Source organism: Bradyrhizobium iriomotense (genome assembly GCF_018129405.1).
In the GTDB taxonomy this organism is placed as follows: Bacteria; Pseudomonadota; Alphaproteobacteria; order Rhizobiales; family Xanthobacteraceae; genus Bradyrhizobium; species Bradyrhizobium iriomotense_B.
Genome location: NZ_JAFCLP010000030.1, coordinates 31,196 through 48,349, shown reverse-complemented (window position 1 = coordinate 48,349; position 17,154 = coordinate 31,196). Strand labels below are relative to the sequence as shown.

At 65.2% G+C, this 17,154-nt stretch carries 16 protein-coding genes; 4 read left to right on the top strand and 12 right to left on the bottom strand.

The window, feature by feature from the left end; all coding sequences use genetic code 11:
* Positions 1-156: 156 nt before the first annotated feature.
* From JQ592_RS35765 to JQ592_RS35745, 5 genes are all read right to left on the bottom strand, one after another.
* Positions 157-903, bottom strand: coding sequence for an OmpW/AlkL family protein (locus JQ592_RS35765; protein WP_211407401.1), 747 nt, complete (start codon positions 901-903; stop codon positions 157-159).
* A 192-nt stretch (positions 904-1,095) separates the two neighbouring features.
* The gene (locus JQ592_RS35760) at positions 1,096-1,365 is read right to left on the bottom strand and encodes a hypothetical protein (RefSeq protein ID WP_018646450.1); all 270 of its coding nucleotides are present in this window, start codon (positions 1,363-1,365) and stop codon (positions 1,096-1,098) included.
* A 156-nt stretch (positions 1,366-1,521) separates the two neighbouring features.
* Positions 1,522-3,444 carry a propionyl-CoA synthetase gene (locus tag JQ592_RS35755; protein ID WP_211407400.1) on the bottom strand — a complete coding sequence of 641 codons (1,923 nt, stop codon included), beginning with the start codon at positions 3,442-3,444 and terminating at the stop codon, positions 1,522-1,524.
* Between the two features lie 353 nt (positions 3,445-3,797).
* Positions 3,798-5,180 carry a tetratricopeptide repeat protein gene (locus JQ592_RS35750; RefSeq protein ID WP_211407399.1) on the bottom strand — a complete coding sequence of 461 codons (1,383 nt, stop codon included), beginning with the start codon at positions 5,178-5,180 and terminating at the stop codon, positions 3,798-3,800.
* Between the two features lie 131 nt (positions 5,181-5,311).
* The gene (locus JQ592_RS35745) at positions 5,312-6,076 is read right to left on the bottom strand and encodes a tetratricopeptide repeat protein (RefSeq protein ID WP_211407398.1); all 765 of its coding nucleotides are present in this window, start codon (positions 6,074-6,076) and stop codon (positions 5,312-5,314) included.
* Between the two features lie 81 nt (positions 6,077-6,157).
* Here JQ592_RS35745 and JQ592_RS35740 point away from each other — a divergent pair, with 81 nt between their 5' ends.
* On the top strand, positions 6,158-7,735 hold the full coding sequence (locus tag JQ592_RS35740) for a cation:proton antiporter (RefSeq protein WP_211407397.1): 1,578 nt from the start codon (positions 6,158-6,160) through the stop codon (positions 7,733-7,735).
* A 200-nt stretch (positions 7,736-7,935) separates the two neighbouring features.
* Positions 7,936-8,706 carry a hypothetical protein gene (locus tag JQ592_RS35735; RefSeq protein ID WP_211407396.1) on the top strand — a complete coding sequence of 257 codons (771 nt, stop codon included), beginning with the start codon at positions 7,936-7,938 and terminating at the stop codon, positions 8,704-8,706.
* A gap of 134 nt (positions 8,707-8,840) precedes the next feature.
* Here the strand turns inward: JQ592_RS35735 and JQ592_RS35730 are convergent, their stop codons facing one another.
* The 5 genes from JQ592_RS35730 to JQ592_RS35710 all read right to left on the bottom strand — a co-directional run bounded on the left by JQ592_RS35730 (position 8,841) and on the right by JQ592_RS35710 (position 14,001).
* A complete protein-coding gene (locus JQ592_RS35730; protein WP_211407395.1) occupies positions 8,841-9,647 on the bottom strand; it encodes an SDR family NAD(P)-dependent oxidoreductase in 807 nt (268 codons plus the stop codon).
* A gap of 90 nt (positions 9,648-9,737) precedes the next feature.
* The gene (locus JQ592_RS35725; RefSeq protein WP_211407394.1) at positions 9,738-10,151 is read right to left on the bottom strand and encodes a DUF1850 domain-containing protein; all 414 of its coding nucleotides are present in this window, start codon (positions 10,149-10,151) and stop codon (positions 9,738-9,740) included.
* Positions 10,112-12,220, bottom strand: a complete 2,109-nt coding sequence (locus tag JQ592_RS35720; RefSeq protein WP_211407393.1) for a TRAP transporter permease — start codon at positions 12,218-12,220, stop codon at positions 10,112-10,114. The genes JQ592_RS35725 and JQ592_RS35720 overlap by 40 nt, the downstream gene beginning before the upstream one ends.
* A gap of 180 nt (positions 12,221-12,400) precedes the next feature.
* Positions 12,401-13,348 carry a TAXI family TRAP transporter solute-binding subunit gene (locus JQ592_RS35715; RefSeq protein ID WP_211407392.1) on the bottom strand — a complete coding sequence of 316 codons (948 nt, stop codon included), beginning with the start codon at positions 13,346-13,348 and terminating at the stop codon, positions 12,401-12,403.
* A gap of 173 nt (positions 13,349-13,521) precedes the next feature.
* On the bottom strand, positions 13,522-14,001 hold the full coding sequence (locus JQ592_RS35710; protein WP_211407391.1) for a hypothetical protein: 480 nt from the start codon (positions 13,999-14,001) through the stop codon (positions 13,522-13,524).
* Between the two features lie 195 nt (positions 14,002-14,196).
* Between JQ592_RS35710 and JQ592_RS35705 the strand changes: the two genes are divergently transcribed.
* On the top strand, positions 14,197-14,499 hold the full coding sequence (locus JQ592_RS35705) for a hypothetical protein (protein WP_211407390.1): 303 nt from the start codon (positions 14,197-14,199) through the stop codon (positions 14,497-14,499).
* Between the two features lie 172 nt (positions 14,500-14,671).
* Here JQ592_RS35705 and JQ592_RS35700 read toward each other — a convergent pair whose 3' ends face one another.
* Together JQ592_RS35700 and JQ592_RS35695 are read right to left on the bottom strand one after the other, a co-directional pair.
* On the bottom strand, positions 14,672-15,886 hold the full coding sequence (locus tag JQ592_RS35700; protein ID WP_211407389.1) for a hypothetical protein: 1,215 nt from the start codon (positions 15,884-15,886) through the stop codon (positions 14,672-14,674).
* Positions 15,887-15,942: 56 nt separating this feature from the next.
* Positions 15,943-16,572 (bottom strand): NUDIX hydrolase, encoded by a 630-nt coding sequence (locus tag JQ592_RS35695; RefSeq protein WP_433996448.1) that lies wholly within the window; start codon positions 16,570-16,572, stop codon positions 15,943-15,945.
* Positions 16,573-16,639: 67 nt separating this feature from the next.
* Here JQ592_RS35695 and JQ592_RS35690 point away from each other — a divergent pair, with 67 nt between their 5' ends.
* A complete protein-coding gene (locus tag JQ592_RS35690) occupies positions 16,640-17,065 on the top strand; it encodes a PaaI family thioesterase (RefSeq protein ID WP_211407387.1) in 426 nt (141 codons plus the stop codon).
* The last annotated feature ends 89 nt before the right edge of the window (positions 17,066-17,154 follow it).

Below are 17,154 nucleotides of genomic sequence, written 5' to 3'. Positions count from 1 at the left end.
CCTGGCGAAAGCCAGGACCCATTACCCCAGGGAGTGGTTTGGCGAAGATTCGTCGTCCGGTACGCCGACTGTGCGCAAGCGAGAGATCACGCGGTATGGGTCCTGGCTTTCGCCAGGACGACGTTGGGGAGGTAGTATGCCTCCCCAACGCGCTCATCAAAACTTGTACGTCACGCCGGCGCCGACCAGCCACGGATCGATATGGGCGGTGCCGGTGACCGGCAGGCCGCTGACGGTCGCCGAGTAATCCGGCCGCAGCCAGAGCTTCTTGACGTCGACGTTGAGGCCCCAGTGCCGGTCGAGCATGTAGTCGAAGCCGAACTGCACCGCGCCGCCCCAGGCGTTGCTGACGTGCAGGTTCGTGGTGGTGGCGACGATCGCGGGCGGTCCGACGATGGCGGCCGGCACGTTGGCGGCGGAATTGTTGAAGAACACGGTGTAGTTCACGCCGGCACCGACATACGGCTTGAACGCGCCGAAATTGTCGAAGTGATACTGCAGGGTCAGCGTCGGCGGCAGCAGCGTGGTCTTGCCGATCGGCAGATTCGCGAGCGAGCCGGTGCCGCTGATCGAGTGCCTGGTCACGCCGAGGATCAGTTCGGCCGCGATGTTCTTCGTGAAGAAATAGCTGATGTCGAGCTCGGGCACGACCTGGTCGCTGATCGAGAGGCCGGAATTCGGCGACGACAGCGAGGGAACGCCCGCGACATTGACGGTGGAGCCGCCGGCATCCGGCAACACGCCGAGCACGCGCAGACGCACCATCCAGGGATTGAACGCCTCCACCGGCGGCGGCGCCTTCTTGTAGACCGGCAGATCGGCAGCCTGCGCCGAGACAAAGGTCCCCGCGAGCATCGCACCGACCGTCGCGATCCGCGCCAAGTTTCTTATCGTTCCGTCCATTTCAATCCCCTTCAGCCATAGGCGCGCTTCGTTGCGCGACATGTGCGTCAGAGCAGAAAGGGGATGGTGAAGGATTTGACGCCGATCAAATCAGGACTAACGCGACACGATTTGGCCGTGGCGTTGCAGATGTGTCACGAGATATGCGAGTGCTGCGCGAATGGCGCGGCAGTATAATTCCGCGCTCCGCGCTTACGGCCGCACGGGATTGTTCAGCATGTACTCGCCGAGATCGCGCTGGCGACGGTCGGCGCGAGCGGTAGCGGCGTTGCGCTGGACGTCGCGGTCCTTGCGGCAGGCCACGTATTCCGGCGAGCCCTGCGCATAGCCACGGCTCTGGCAGACCGCGTCATCATCGTCGCCGCCCACGGCCACCGGCGTCTGGTAGCGCGCCGAGCAGGCGGAGAGAGCGATGGCGAGAGTTACGGCTGCGAGCAGGCGCGGCGCGGTGGCGAGTGGCATCCAGGATCCCTTGTTGACCGGCCCTGTTTAGCGCGGAATGCGGAGATTGTAAGTCGGCAAGGCCGTCATTCCGGGATGGTGCGTAAGCACCAGACCCGGAATCTCGAGATTCCGGGTTCGATGCTTCGCATCGCCCCGGAATGACAGGCCCAAACCTCACACCCGCCCCTTCAGCGCCTCGCCGATCTCGTCCAGCACCTTGGGATCCTCGATCGTCGCCGGCATGGCCCAGGATTCGCCGTCGGCGATCTTCTTGATGGTGCCGCGCAGGATCTTGCCGGAGCGCGTCTTGGGCAGCCGGCCGACGGTGATGGCGAGCTTGAAGGCGGCGACCGGGCCGAGCTTGTCGCGCACCAGCGCGATGATCTCCTTCTCGATCTCGGCGGGGGCGCGCGTCACGCCGGCCTTGAGTACCAGGAAGCCGCAGGGCACCTCGCCCTTGATCGCGTCCTTGACGCCGAGCACGGCGCATTCGGCCACATCGGGATGCGAGGCCAGGATCTCCTCCATGCCGCCGGTCGACAGGCGATGGCCGGCGACATTGATGATGTCGTCGGTGCGGCCCATGACGAAGACATAGCCGTCCTCGTCCTTGTAGCCGGCGTCCGAGGTTTTGTAATAGCCGGGGAATTCGCTCAAATAGCCTTCCTTGAAGCGCGCGTCCTGATTCCACAGCGTCGGCAGGCAGCCCGGCGGCATCGGCAGCTTGATCACGATCGAGCCCATGGTGTTGGGGCCGACGGGCTTGGCCGCCTCATCGACGATGTCGACCTGGTAACCCGGCATCGGCACCGTCGGCGAGCCGTGCTTCACCGGCAGCACGCCGAGACCGACCGGATTGCCGGCGATGCACCAGCCGGTCTCGGTCTGCCACCAATGGTCGATCACCGGCACCTTGAGCTGCGCTTCCGCCCATTCCACCGTCGGCGGATCGGCGCGCTCGCCGGCGAGGAACAGCGTGCGGAATGCCGACAGGTCATATTGCCGGATGAACCTTCCGTCCGGATCCTCTTTCCGGATCGCGCGGAACGCGGTCGGCGCGGTGAACAAGGCGACCGCCTTGTGCTCACTGATGACGCGCCAGAATGCGCCGGCGTCGGGCGTGCCGACCGGCTTGCCCTCGTACATGATCGAGGTCGCGCCATGCAGCAGCGGGCCGTAGATGATGTAGCTGTGGCCGACCACCCAGCCGATGTCGGAGCCGCACCACCAGACCTCGCCCGGCTTGACACCATAGAGGTTGAACATCGACCATTTTATCGCAACCAGATGCCCGCCATTGTCGCGCACGACGCCCTTGGGAATGCCCGTGGTGCCCGATGTGTAGAGGATGTAGAGCGGATCGGTGGCGGCAACAGGCGCGCAAGGTGCCTTCTTGCCTTCGTTGATGGCCTTGCGGCGCAGGCTTGCCCAATCGTAGTCGCGGCCCGGCATCAAGTCACAGGTGAGCTGCGGACGTTGCAGCACGATACAGGCCTTCGGCTTGCTGCCGGCAAGCTTGATCGCCTCGTCGAGCAGCGGCTTGTACTGCACGACCCGGCCCGGCTCGATGCCGCAGCTTGCGGAGAGAATGAGCTTCGGCTGCGCATCGTCGATACGGGTGGCAAGCTCCTTTGCGGCAAAGCCCCCGAACACCACCGAGTGCACCGCACCGATGCGCGCGCAGGCGAGCATTGCAACCACCGCCTCCGGCACCATCGGCATGTAGAGGATGACGCGGTCGCCCTTGGCGACACCGAAATCCTGCATGATGGCGCCAAGCGCCTGCACCTCGCCCAGGAGCTCGGCATAGGTGAGTTTGGTGATCGAGCCCGTCAGCGGCGAATCATGGATCAGCGCGACCTGGTCGGCGCGGCCGCGTTCGACATGGCGGTCGAGCGCGTTGTAGCAGGTGTTGACCACACCGCCGGTAAACCAGCGGCCATAGGGTCCTTGCGAGGGATCGAAGATTGCCTTCGGCGGCGCGATCCAGTCGATCTCCTTGGCCGCCTCGGCCCAGAAGCCCTCGGGGTCGGCCAGCGAGCGCGCATAGACCTCGTGATAACGACTCTTCCCGTCGGCTTTTCCTTGGACGTTCATTCCCGCGCTCCCGTTCCCTTTATGGGCTGGCCCTGACCCTTGTGGCAGGACAGGCGTCCCGCCATGACCAGGATCAATTGCCGGCCTTGTTTGGGGGCTATTTTCCCGGGAACGGACCGCGATTCAAGCCGAAAAGGATGATGTCCTTCCCCCTCTCCCCGCTCTCGTCCGCCGAAGCCTTGGCGAAGGCGGATGCGGGGCCGCGACGAGCTTCGCTCGCGCTGAGAGGGTCGGGGTGAGGGGGAGTCTTCCCGGGGACGGCGGCAGTTGGACTCGCGGAGAGCCCCCTCACCCGGAAATTTGCTGTCGCAAATTCCGGCCTCGCCCCGCACGCGGGGAGAGGCAAGGACGCCTCAGCTCTCCATCGCATTCAGCTTCTGCAACCGCTCCTGCATGACCTTCTTCAGATCATAGCCGGGACGGCCGAAGCTTGCGTTGCGCGCCGTGAGGAAATCGCGCTGGGTCTTGCGAACGTCGCCGGCAGAGCGCTTGCTCGCCGCTTTCAGCACGCGCTCGTAGGCCTCGGCGATCTGACGGTCGAGCACGCCGAGCTGCGGATCGGCGCAGATCACCTTCTCGACCTCGCGCCTCGCCGTGGCACAATCGAACGACGGGCCGCTGGCGGCGGCGTTCAGCACACGGGCCGGCTCGCCGCCGAATTTTGCGATCTCGGCGATCATCGCGCGGCGGCCGTTGAGCGCGTTCTCATTGGCGGGATCGAGCCGCAACGTCGCCTCGTAGTCGGCCAGCGCCTTCTTGCGCTCGCCCATCTTCTTGTAGAGCACGGCGCGATTGTTGTAGGTCTTGGCAAAATTCGGATCGAGTTTCAGCGCGTCATTGTAGTCCGACAGCGCAGCACCGAGTTCACCCTTGAACTGGTAGGAGTCGCCGCGGTTGGTCAGGAAGTTCACCCGCTGCTCGAGACGGATCGCCTGATCGTAATCGGCGATCGCCTTGTCGTACTCCTTCATGGCGGCATAGGTGAGACCGCGGTTGTCGAAATACTCCGGCACCTTTGGATCGAGCCGGATCGCCTCGCTGTCGTCCGCGATCGCCTTGTCGAGCTCGCCGAGCTTCTTGTAGGCGGCGCCGCGGTTGGTGTAACTGCGCGCCCGGTTCGGATCGAGCCGCAGCGCCTCGCTGAGGTCGGCGACGGCCTTGTCGTAGTCGCCGCGCAGATAGAAGGTCGCGCCGCGGTCGGACCAGGCCTGGGCGGAATCCGGCTTCAGCTTGATGGCCTGGTCGTAGTCTGCAATGGCGCGGTCGAAGCGATGCTGATTGGTGTAGACGACGCCGCGCAGCTCGTAAGCTTCCGCGTCCTGTGGATCGAGCTCGATCGCCTTGGTCAGATCCGCCGCGGCCCGATTGAGGTCGCCGCCGGCCTCACGCAAGAGGTCGCCGCGCACGCGCCAGGCCTTTGCGTTCTTGCCGTCGAGGGCGATGGCGCGGTCGATGTCCCGCAGGGCCTGGGTCTGGCCACCCGAGGTGCGCGCATTGGCGCCAGCGCGGACCAGCAGCGCCGCGGCGCGATCGGAACTCGAATTGGCAGCCTGGTCGATGACGGCGCTGCACGACGTGATCAGCTCGGCGGGAGCAGCCTTGCTGCCGGCGACACAATCGGCGGCAGCCGAGGCCGGGACGACGAGCGCGAGGCTCATTGCCGTGCCGAGGAGGAGCGCGCACAGCGACGTTTTGGTGAACGAGGACGTTTGCGCGGAAAGATGCATGCCGCACATGACTTTGGGCTCCGTGACATCGGGTTCTTACCGTTGTCGCGGCGGACTGGGACCGGGTTCAAACCGGGCCTGTCAGCAGCGCACCAGCGTCCGCACTCGCTCGCCCCGCACGCGGGGAGAGGCGAAGACACTCAATACCCGTCCACCCCGTTGATCCGCTGCAGCCGCTCCTGCATCGCCTTCTTCAGATCGTACCCCGGCCGCCCGTAACCGGCATTCCGGCGGGCGATGAACTCGTCCTGCTCGCGCTGGAGCGCCCTGGCTTCCGCGGGACTGCGCGCCTCCCGGATCGCTCGCGCGTTCGACCCATAGATTTCCCGATCGAGATCGGCGAGCTCGCGATTGCCGCAGATCGCCTTCTCCACGGCCCGGGCCGCGCGGGCACAGTTGAAGCTGGGCTTGCCGGCGACCGCCATCTGCGCGCCGATGCGCTCGAGCTCGCGCGCCATCGCCTTGTGATTGGCCTTGGCCCTCTCGTGGTTTGGATCGATCTTGAGCGCGGCACCGAAATCCTGCACCGCCTTGGGCTTGTCGCCCTTCTTCAGCCAGAGCTCGCCGCGCGCGTTGAAGATGTCCGCGAGCGTGGGGTCGAGCAGAAGAGCGCGGCTGTCGTCGGCAATCGCACGATCGATCTGGTCGTGCCGCGCATAAAGCGCGCCGCGCGCGATCAGCGCCTTGACCAGGTCTGCCTTCGCCGTCTTCTCGTTGTCGATCGCGGCAGCGCAGGCCGTACCCGCCTTGTCCATCTCGTCGGCCGCAGCGGCCGCGAGGCATGGCGCGATATCGACCTGCGCGACGGCCACCGGCTCGCCGCCGGTCGCACCATGGGCCGCGCCGATCGAAAGCGCTGAGAGCGCCGCGGCAGCTGACCATTGAATGAGTTTCTGAAAACGCATGCTTGTTGCAGTCGGAAGGGCTTGCTTCACTCTTGCCTTGGGGCCGCACTATCCATCATACGGCCGGATTGGTGCTAGCTTGTGGCGCCGCTCAAACCGGTCTCGGGGACTATCGTGTCGACATTCGAATGGATCATCGCCCTGCTGCTCGGCGCCGTTGCCTTATCGGCGCTGGCGCGGCGGATCAAGGTCCCCTACCCGACGTTTCTCGCCATCGGCGGCGCCCTGATCGCCTTCGTGCCGTCGAGCCCGACCTGGACGCTGGAGCCGGACCTGGCCTTGGCGCTTTTTGTCGCACCGGTGCTGCTCGATGCCGCCTTCGACACCTCGCTGCGGGATCTGCGCAACAACTGGGTTCCGGTCTCCACCCTGGTCGTGGCCGCAGTCGGCCTGACCACGGCTGGCGTCGCCTTCGTCGCGCACCGGTTGATGCCCGACATGCCCTGGGCCGCCGCGGTTGCACTCGGCGCCATCGTGGCGCCGCCGGATGCGGCCGCCGCGGTCGCGATCCTGAGCCAGGTGAAGCTGCCCCACCGCATGGTGAAGGTGCTGGAGGGCGAGAGCCTGCTCAACGATGCGAGCGCGCTGCTGATCTATCGCATCGCCGTCGGTGCGGTTGCCACCGAGCATCTGACCTGGAGCCAGGTCGCGCCGACCATGGCGCTGGCCCTGGTCGGCAGCGTCATCGCCGGCCTTGTCGCAGCACGCATCATCGCGCCCATGATGGAGCGCGTGACGGAAGCCCCGAGCGCGATCATCGTTCAGTTCGCCACCACCTTCATGATCTGGATCGGTGCCGAGCATCTCGGCCTGTCCGGCATCCTCACCATCGTGATCTACGCCATCGCCCTCGCGCGCACCGCGCCGGCGCGCATGCCGGCACGGCTACGGGTGCCGTCCTATGCGGTGTGGGAGACGACGGTGTTCGTGCTCAACGTGCTCGCCTTCATGCTGATCGGCATGCAGATGCGGCCGATCTGGACGCGGCTGGACGCGGACGTACGCTGGGAATATTGCGTGGCTGCGGCCTGGATCCTGCTTACGGTGGTCCTGGTGCGGCTGTTCTGGGTGACGTTCTACCGCACGACGCTGCGCGTGCTGATCGCGCATAACCTCTACCATCCCAAGGATCCGAAGCAGGTCGCCTCACCGAAAGGCGGGCTCATCATCTCCTGGTGCGGCATGCGCGGCCTCGTCACGCTCGCCACCGCCTTTGCGCTGCCGGAGAATTTTCCCTATCGCGACTTCATCGTCTTCATCGCCTTCGCCGTGGTGCTGGGATCGCTCATCATCCAGGGCCTGACGCTACGCCCGCTGATCCTCGCCTTCGACCTCAAGGACGACGATCCCGTCGGCGTCGAGGTCGCGCGCGGTCGCGCCGTCGCCTATCGCGCCGCGCTCGATGCGATCGAAAGCGATCCGTCGGAGGAGGCGGAAATCCTGCGGCTCGAATATCGCGCCATCCTGATGCAGACCGAGACCGATCCGAACGGCGGCATCGCCAACGGCGAATTGCCCGCCGATCCCCTGCGCCGCCGCGCCATCGAGGCCGCCCGCAAATCCATCTTCGACCTGCGTGCCACCGAGGTGATCGGCGACGACGCGTTTCACCGGCTCGAGGAAGAGCTCGATCGCGCGGAATTGAGCGCGGGGGGATAGAGCTCGTCGTCCCGGACAAGCGCGCCCAAAGCGCGCGCCGATCCGGGCCCCATAGCCACGACATTGTGTTTGGCGAAGACTCGGAGCTGCCACCGAGCGATACACACAATCCTGGGGTTATGGGTCCCGGATCTGCGCTTACGCTTGTCCGGGACGACGGCGAGTTTGAACCAAACCCCGTCCCTCCAGACTCATTCCTGATGACAACCCTGATCGACGACCGTCGTGTACGCGCGCGTGATGCGTCGCCTGCACGATATTTTTATCTCCACATGGCCCTGGCCTGCGCGGCGACCGCCTTTCTCGGTTTCGCGCCGACCTATTGGGTGCCGCTCGCTCACCGGACATTCTCCGCAAGCCCGGTGATCCACTTTCACGGATTGTTGTTCTTCACCTGGTCACTCTATTTCGTGCTCCAGACCTGGCTCGCGGCCTCCGGCCGCGTGGTCAACCACCGCTCGCTCGGCATCGCCGGCGTATCTCTCGCCACCGCGATGACGATTTTCGGCTTCCTCGCCTCCGTGCATGTGATGCAGCATTCCGCCGCGCTCGGGCAGAAAGACGCCGGTATCGCGTTCTCGATCGTGCCGATGAGCGGGATTGCGTTCTTCGCAATTGTCTTCGTGCTCGCCATCATGAACACGCGCAGGCCCGAGATTCACAAGCGCCTGATGCTGCTCGCCGCGGTCTCGATCCTCGACGCCGCGATCGCGCGCTGGTTCCTGACCTTCCTCGCACCTCCAGGACCGCCCGGTCCGCCGCCGGTGCCCGTGACGATTGCACCTGCCGTGGTCGCCGCACTTCTGCTCGTCGTCGCCATGGTGCGCGACTGGCGCGCCGAGGGTCGCGTGCATCCGGTTTACATCATCGGCACGCTGGCGCTGCTGGCGGTGAAGGTGCTGAACTGGCCGGTCAGCGAGACGGCTGCATGGCATTCGTTCGCCGGCGGGATCCTGGCGCTGGCGCAGTAGGAGAATGTCGTCCTGGCGAAAGCCAGGACCCATTACCCTAAATGCGGGTTGCTGAAGCGAACAGGCAACTGCGAATCTTCGCCAAACCACGTTCTGTGGTTATGGGCCCTGGCTTTCGCCAGGGCGACGAGAAACTACGCCCCCGCCTTGCAGGTGATCCCGCCATCGACCACCAGCTCGATTCCCGTCACATATTTCGACTCGTCCGACGCAAGGAACAGCGCGGCATTGGCGACGTCGAAGGCATCGCCCATGTGGCCCATCGGCACCTGCGCGTCGCGCGCGCGCCACATCGCCTCGACATCGCCCTTGGCGTAGCTGGCGGCAAGGCCCGCGGAGTGCTCGACCATCGGCGTCTTCATTAGGCCGGGCAGGATCGCGTTCACGCGCACATGATGGCGCGCGAACTCGATCGCGGTGGTGCGCGTCATCTGGTTCATCGCCGCCTTCGAGGTGCCGTAGGTGACGTAGGAGATGCCCATGTGGCGGATTGAGGCGATCGAGGAGATGTTGATGATCGAGCCGCCGCCCTGCTTCACCATCACGGGGATGACGTGCTTCATGGCGAAATAGGCGCTCTTGAGGTTGACGCTGAAGACGCGGTCCCAGCTCTCCTCGCTCACCTCGACCACGCTGCCCATCTCGGCGATGCCGACATTGTTGTCGAGCACGTCGATGCGACCATAGGCCTTCAGGCACGCCGCGACCATCGCCTCGATCTCGGCCGGACGCGAGACGTCGGCCGTGAACGCCGTCGCCTTGCCGCCTTCGCCGGCGATGATCTTGGCGGTCTCCTCGGCCGCGGCACCGTTGCGGTCGACGCAAAACACTTGCGCGCCCTCGCGCGCGAAGGTCACCGCGGTCGCCTTGCCGTTGCCCCAGCCCGGTCCGATCGAGCCCGCCCCCACCACCATCGCAACCTTGCCCTTGAGCCGATCCATCGCGTGTCTCCCGTGTTGTTCTTTGTAGCCCGGATGAGCGCAGCGACATCCGGGGGCCACCGTTCCCTGATATCGCTGCGCTCATCCGGGCTACGGATCGTTGCAAACCTTCATTGTGGTCACGTTAGCACCGATCGGATGGCCGACAATCTCCGACAATGTCCTGCACTTTCCATCATGGCACAACCGCCACTCCCCGGCCGCACCGGAATTACCCAGCACCACCTCCTGCATCGGCGCACGCTGCGGCTGCCATTGAAACCACCCGTCGACCAGCCGCGCCTCGGGAGGCGGCTCCATGCCGGGGCCGGTGCCCTTGACGCGGGCCTGCGCCAGTTCGAGGCCGGCGGGCGTCACGCGCCAGTCCTCCTGCCACTCGACCTTCGCGATCGAATGCGTCCATGCAAGCGTGAACGCGGACAGCGCCAGCGCCTTCACGCCGCCGACTGTTGCGAAGCAGAGGCTCACACCGCCTCGACGGTCGCAGGCGGCCGCTGCCGCCATTGCCACAGCACGAGCGCGGCGGAGAACACGAAGCCCGCGGTGTCGCTGAACGGAAAGTCGCCGAGCAGGCAGAATGCGGCGCCGAGCGCGACCAGGCGTTCGACGAACGTCAGCCGCGTGAACAGGAAGCCGATCGCCACCATGCCGAACAGGCCTATCGCCACCAGCGCCTTGAGCGTCGCGAGCGCTACCGCGCCGTAGAGGCCGAGCTTCGCTGCCATGGGATCGCCGGCCTGGAGCATCAGGGCCGGCGAATAGACGAAGATGAACGGGATGACATAGCCGGCGAGCGCGATGCGCATCGCCTCCCAGCCGATCTTGTCCGGATTCTCCTTCGCGATCGGCGCCGCCGCGAGGGCTGCGAGCGCCACCGGCGGCGAGAGGTCGGCCATGATGCCGTAGTAGAACGCGAACATGTGGCTCGCGATCAGCGGCACGCCGAGCTTCGCCAGCGCCGGCGCGGCAAGCGCGGCGGTGATGATGTAGGTCGGGATGGTCGGGATGCCGGTGCCGAGCAGGATCGACAGCAGCATGGTCATGATCAGCGCCAGGAACAGGCTCTTCTCGCCGAGCCCGATCACCCAGCCGCCGAAGATGGTGCCGACGCCGGTCTGCGACATCATGCCGATGATGACGCCGACTATGGCGCAGGCCATGCCGACGGTGATGGCGGATTTCGCGCTCTCGGCCAGTGCATTGCGGCATTCGCGCAAGGCCGTAAATCCGCCGCGCACGAAGGCCGTGATGACGATCAGTCCGACGACGACGCTGGCGACCGGCACGATCTGGAGGCCGTCGCGCGACAGCGCCGCGACGACGAGCGCGAGCCCGACCCAGAAGATGGCGCGGATCGCCATCGAGGAGGCGCCCGTTGTGATGGCGGTGCCGAGGATCAGCGTCACCGTGAGCGCAAGGCCCATGCTGCCGGCATAGAGCGGCGTAAAGCCTTCGAACAGCATGTAGACCAGCGCTGCGAGCGGCAGCACGAGGTACCACCGCGTCACCAGCGCCTTCCAGGCGCTCGGGATCTCCGAGCGCTTCATTCCGACGAGACCGTGCTTGCCGGCTTCGAGGTGCACCATCCAGAAGGCAGAGGCGAAATAGAGGATCGCAGGAATCGCCGCCGCCTTGACGATCTCCGAGTACTGGACGCCGAGCGTCTCCGCCATGATGAAGGCGACCGCGCCCATCACCGGCGGCATGATCTGGCCGCCCATCGAGGCCGTGGCCTCGACGCCGGCGGCGAAGGCGCGGCGATAGCCGAACTTGATCATCAGGGGGATCGTGAACTGGCCGACGGTGACGACGTTGGCGACACCCGAGCCGGAGATCGTGCCCATCATGCCCGAGGCGAACACCGCGACCTTGGCAGGGCCGCCGCGGGTGCGGCCGAACAGACCGAGCGAGACGTCGGTGAACAGCTGGATCATGCCGGCGCGCTCCAGGAACGAGCCGAACAGGATGAACAGGAAGATGTAGGTCGCCGAGACGTAGATCGGCACGCCGTAAAAGCCCTCGGTGCCGAACGACAGATGCGTGACGATCTGGTCGAAATCATAGCCGCGATGGTTGAGCGGCGACGGCAGATATTGCCCGAAGAACCAGTAGAGCAGGCAGGCGCCACACATCAGCGGCAGCGCCGCGCCCATCAGCCGCCGCGTGCCCTCGAAGATCAGCACGGCGAGCAGCGTGCCGACCGCGAGATCAAGCTTGGTCGGATCGCCGTCGCGCGCGATCAGGTCGGCGTAGAATATCCACTGGTAGAGCCCGCAGAAGAAGCCGGCGGCGCCGATCACCCAGCCGAGCGCGCGGCCGAAATTGCTCTTCGCTGTGAAATTCGCGATCAGGCCGAAGGTGAGCAGAACGAGAAAGCCGACATGGACGCCGCGCACCACCTGGCTCGGCAGATAGTTGAAGGCCGCGACATAGAGCTGGAAGGTCGCAAAGGCGATGCCGATCCAGTAGGCGAGCTGGCCCCACCAGCCCGGACCGAACCCTTCCGGAAAACCGTGCTCGAAATTGTCGAACTCGACCTTGATGGGGGCCTCGGTGGCCTCTGCCTGCAACATCAATATTCCCCGCGCCCTGAAGCACTCCTACAGCATTCGCGCTGCGCCCCGAATACGTCATGCCCGGACTTGATCCGAGCATCCACGAAAGTCGTCATTCCGGGGCGATGCGAAGCATCGGACCCGGAATCTCGAGATTCCGGGCTCGCCCTGCGGGCGCCCCGGAATGACAGCGGAGACTTACTTGATCAGCTCTTTTTCCTTGTAATAGCGGATCGCGCCGGGGTGCAGCGGAACCGGGCTGCCGGTGGCCGCCGTCTCGAGCTTGATCTCCTTGCCGGCCGCATGCGCATTCTGCAATTCCGGCAGCGACTCGTAGATCAGTTTCGTCATTTGATAGGCGAGGTCGTCGGAGACGGCGGAGCTGGTCACGAGGTAGTTGACCACGGCCGCGGTCGGCACGTCCTTGTCCTGGCCGGTATAGGTGTTGGCCGGAATGGTCGCCGAGATGAAGGGCGGGCCGATCTTGTCGACGGTCTCCTTCGGCACCGACACCACCGTGATCGGGCTCGAGGTCGAGAGGTCCTTCAGCGAGGCGACGCCGAGCCCGGCCGACTGCAGGGTTGCCGCGAGCTGGCGGTTCTTCATGAGATCGACGGATTCGGCGAACGGCAGATATTCCACCTTGCCGAGATCCTTGTAGCTCATGCCGGCGGCGGCCAGGATCGCGCGGGAGTTCAGCTCGGTGCCCGACTTCGGCGCACCGACCGACAGGCTCTTGCCCTTGAGGTCCGCCAGCGTCTTGATGCCGCTCTCGGCGGTGGCGACGATCTGGATGTAGTTCGGATAGATCGCGCCGATGGTCCGGAGCTTGTCGAGCTTGGTCTTGAAGCCCGCCTCCTCCTCGCCGTCCCAGGCCGCTTTCAGCGAGTCACCCAGCGTGAACGCCAACTCGCCGCGACCCTGCTGCAGCAGGATCAAATTCTCGACCGACGCCTTGGTGGCCTGCACCTGCGTCTTCACGTTCGGAATCTTGTCGCCGTAGATCTTGCCGATCGCGACCCCGAGCGGATAGTAGACCCCGGAGGTGCCGCCGGTCAGCACGTTGATGAAGGATTGCGCATGCGCGCAAGGTGCCGACGCCGCCAGAGCAAGAGCCGCGGCCACGCCGAAGAACGTCCGTTTCATGATTTTGTACTCCCCAAACCGGCGGCGAAATTGGCCGGATGAGGGATGCGGGTCAACCCATCCAAAAGGCAAAACAGGACTGCGGTAAACGGCCGCGCCGGCTGGCTTTTTTAGGGAACCCGGCGGGTGCGGCGAGGTGGCGCAGGAGCGCACCTCGTCGCAGCTGGCAAGTCCTACTGGAACGTCATGTCCAGGCACTTGGAGATGTCGGAGCCGAGGCCGGAGGAGATGATGATGCAGCCGCGCACCTTCTGCGTGGTGACGTCGGCGGCCCAGACCGAGTAGCCGCCGGGACCGAAGAACGAGTTGGTGTTCGGCGGCTCGGTCTCGGTGGCGTCGAAATCATACTTGCCGTCGGTCTCGAAGATGCGCGGCTTCTTGGTGCAGCCGCCGTCGGTCTGGACGTTGATGACCTCCTTGTTGTCCCGCGTCAGCGCCAGCGAGACCTGGCAGCGGAAATATTCCGAGGTCTTGGTGTTGAAGAGATAGGTGTAGGACTTGCAGGTCGCCGTGTTCAGCTTGCCCGGGGCAAGGCCGCGGCTGCAGGAAATCCGCTGGTTGTGGCTGAGCTGGTAATCATCGGCCCGGGCGGCCGGCGCCAGCGCCGTGAGCAGCAGCGCGGCAGCCGAGCAGGCATTAATGACATGGTTCATTCGAATCATCCCCACCAATATTTTTGTCGAATTGCGTTCTAGACGGAAAGCGGAACATAGTCGCGAGGGGACGAAGGGAAAATCACAAACTGCTGGGCGAGACGTGATGCGCCGCGGCGCTTTCGCGAATTGACCGGGAAATACCGTTCGTGATTTGTTCAAGCCGGGCACCCCGAGGATGGGGAGGATGGAAGCATGGCATTTTCAACGAAGACATTTGCAATCGCAGCCGCGCTCGCGGCATTTGCAGCACCAGCATTGGCGCAAGCCCCGCCGACGCCCTGGGAGCTCAAGCCCGACACGGGCTACGCCTATGACAAGGAAGGCAAGACCTATTCCTACAAGATGGGCACCAGCAATGCGGGCGAGCTCTTGAAGGGCGCCAAGAAGGTGCCCAAGGGCACGCTGTTCTTCATCGGCCACAACGGCCAGCTCTACATGCGCAGCGGTCCGTATCTGGAAGGCGACGGCAAGTTCAAGTTCGGGCCGGATCAGTAATCCCTTTTTGTCGTCCCGGGGCGCGCGAAGCGCGAACCCGGGACCCATAACCCCAGGGAGCAGTTGCGGCGTAAAACCGGTAACCACGAGTCTTCGTCAAATCTGATTCTGTGGTTATGGGTCCCGGATCTGCGCGCGCTTGAGGCGCGCTTGTCCGGGACGACACCGATATCTAAAACGCCGCCGCCAGCTCCCTTGCGCCGGCGTTGTTGCTGTTCGAGTCCATCCGCGTGTCCGTCACCGCGAGCAGCTTGGCCACCGTGTTATGGCGGATTGCGACCGGGTTGCGCTCATAGCCGCCGCGCTGGAAGAAGTTCGAGGTCGGCACCTGCTCGCGCATCGCCTGCGGCATGGTCACCATGTCGAGCCCGGTGCCGTCACCGGTGAGGTTCATCATCTCGAGCTCGGCCGCCGTGAGCGGGCGCGTGTAGCCCTTGGCGCGGGCGAACAGCACCGAGGTGAGCAGCTTGTGGGTCTGCAGCATCGGCCCGATGTCGACGTCCAGCACCATCGCATGCATGGCCCAGCCCTGCGCGGTGTTGCCGATCTTCTCGTGCTCCGACCAGGTGTCGGGCACCGACTTGGCATGCGCCACCATCTTCTTCAGCACAGCGAGCTTGTGCTCGAGCGCCTGGCGCGCCGGCCCCGACGTCCGCGCCACCTTGTCGGAGAGCGCACGAATGAATTCATGGCCCTGCTCGGCCAGCAGCTCGACGCTGTTGGTGGTGAGCAGCTGGTTGTAGCCCATCGCGGTCGAGATCGCGCGCTTGCCGCCGTGCTCGATGCCCGCCTGCACGTCGTAGCTGCCGGTGCCGCCGGTCTCGAACGAATAGACCCGCACCGCCTGCTCGCGCGTCAGCCCCGAGGCGAGCGCGTAGCGCGCATAGGCGCGCTTGAACTCGACCTCGCTGGACGGCCGCTGCGGCGTGAACTGGTAGAGCTCCTGCGCCGCGCGCAGGAGGTCAGCGACCACAGGTATCGGCTTCTTGGCCGGTCGTTCCGGCGTTTCCTCCGGCTCCGGATTCACCGGCCGTTTCGGCCCGGTATAGACAGGCGGATGCTCCAGCACGTAGTCGTCGAGCGTGATCTGCTGCCCGCTGCGCCGCTTGGCGTTGCGGGTCTTCCGCTTCTCGGAGATCTGGCTCCAATAGGCGCCGGCTTCCTCGTCGAAGGCCGCGCGCGCGGCCTGATATTCCTGCAGCTTGCGGCGATATTCGAGCACGGCGGGCGAGGCGCCACCTTGCGCGAAAAACTGCGACAGCAACTGGGCGTTGGCATTGGCGACGGAAGGCGGCAGCGGCTCGGCCTCGCCGCCGCGCGCGGCGGGCGCGAGCAGGAGAAACGCGAATGGAACCGCCGCCAGGCTTTTTCGAATCGAGTGATGCATGCTGCCCTCTTAGCAGGCATCCGGTAACCGTCACGTTAACGCGCCGTTTACCATCGTCACTTCCAGGCGAACACTGGCTGTTCCAGCTCGGCCACGCGGGTGTGCCGTCCCGCCAGCACCTCGCGGAACTGGTAGATCAGCGCCGCCGTCGGCGCATGGATCAGGCTTGCCTGATGATGGAAGCGGATCACACGGCGGCTGCTTTCGGGGATGACAGTGAAATCGAAGGCGTCGTCGCGCTCGATCGTCGTGAGCGCGATGCGGTGAACGGATGCCACCTCGTCGGGGTTCGGCCTGATCGCGGTACTGTCGGCCGTCCACACGACGACCGGCGTGATCAGATAACCGGAGCGGGTCGGATAGTCGTCGAGCAGGCCGAGCACCGCGTCGGCCGAAAGCTTCAGCGCGAGTTCTTCGTCGAGCTCGCGCAACGCCGCCGCGATCGGCGTCTCGCCGGCATCGCAGCGTCCACCCGGCAACGCCCACTGGCCGCGATGTGCACGCAGGTGTGAGGCACGCCTGGTGAGCAGGAAGGCGGTGTCGTCGCCGTCACTGGATTCGGTCAACGCCAGCACCACCGCAGCGCGCTTCAGTGCCGATAGTTCGGCCACCGCAGGCAGCCGCGCGAAGGCCGCGCAGGCCTCTGCGATATTCCGTCTGGTGGCATCGTCGAAAGCTCTCATGATGCTTGACTACACCAGGACCGCATCTGATGAAACGAGGAGAGATCGCGTTGCAAGGATGGACGACGAGATGACGAGCAAGGCCGCCGCAAGGCTCAAATCAGAGGGCTGGAGCATCCTGGAGACCACGGGCTTCATGCACCTGATCGGCCCGTTGTGGGAGCGCAAGGTCGACGGCCGATACGAATTCGCACTCGCGACCGAAGACAAGCACCACAACCGCCGCGGCATGGTCCAGGGCGGCGTGATGATGACGTTTGCCGACCGCACCTGCGGCATGACCGCCCGCTACACCTCCGGCAAGGAATTCATGGCGACGGTGCAGCTCGACACCCATTTCGTCGAGGCCGGCCAGATCGGCGACATCCTGATCTCCCGCCCGCGCGTGGTCCGCTCGACCCGCAGCCTGATCTTCATGAGCACCGAAGTGACGGTGGATGATCGCTGCATCGTGATGGCGAATGGCGTGTTCAAGATCTTGAAGGGGCCGGCGTAGCTGTTCGGTCAGGTTGCCACTGCCGCAACCACATACTCGCCGTCGTCCCGGCCTAGTGCGCAATTGCGCACGGGGGCCGGGACCCATAA

Coding starts and splice junctions, on each gene's coding strand:
- JQ592_RS35750 (WP_211407399.1), bottom strand. CDS start 5,180: ATGTGCGGCATGCATCTTTCCGCGCAAACGTCCTCGTTCACCAAAACG.
- JQ592_RS35755 (WP_211407400.1), bottom strand. CDS start 3,444: ATGAACGTCCAAGGAAAAGCCGACGGGAAGAGTCGTTATCACGAGGTC.
- JQ592_RS35725 (WP_211407394.1), bottom strand. CDS start 10,151: ATGGCGGCAGCGGCCGCCTGCGACCGTCGAGGCGGTGTGAGCCTCTGC.
- JQ592_RS35715 (WP_211407392.1), bottom strand. CDS start 13,348: ATGAAACGGACGTTCTTCGGCGTGGCCGCGGCTCTTGCTCTGGCGGCG.
- JQ592_RS35705 (WP_211407390.1), top strand. CDS start 14,197: ATGGCATTTTCAACGAAGACATTTGCAATCGCAGCCGCGCTCGCGGCA.
- JQ592_RS35760 (WP_018646450.1), bottom strand. CDS start 1,365: ATGCCACTCGCCACCGCGCCGCGCCTGCTCGCAGCCGTAACTCTCGCC.
- JQ592_RS35730 (WP_211407395.1), bottom strand. CDS start 9,647: ATGGATCGGCTCAAGGGCAAGGTTGCGATGGTGGTGGGGGCGGGCTCG.
- JQ592_RS35720 (WP_211407393.1), bottom strand. CDS start 12,220: ATGTTGCAGGCAGAGGCCACCGAGGCCCCCATCAAGGTCGAGTTCGAC.
- JQ592_RS35745 (WP_211407398.1), bottom strand. CDS start 6,076: ATGCGTTTTCAGAAACTCATTCAATGGTCAGCTGCCGCGGCGCTCTCA.
- JQ592_RS35765 (WP_211407401.1), bottom strand. CDS start 903: ATGGACGGAACGATAAGAAACTTGGCGCGGATCGCGACGGTCGGTGCG.
- JQ592_RS35690 (WP_211407387.1), top strand. CDS start 16,640: ATGACGAGCAAGGCCGCCGCAAGGCTCAAATCAGAGGGCTGGAGCATC.
- JQ592_RS35710 (WP_211407391.1), bottom strand. CDS start 14,001: ATGAACCATGTCATTAATGCCTGCTCGGCTGCCGCGCTGCTGCTCACG.
- JQ592_RS35700 (WP_211407389.1), bottom strand. CDS start 15,886: ATGCATCACTCGATTCGAAAAAGCCTGGCGGCGGTTCCATTCGCGTTT.
- JQ592_RS35735 (WP_211407396.1), top strand. CDS start 7,936: ATGACAACCCTGATCGACGACCGTCGTGTACGCGCGCGTGATGCGTCG.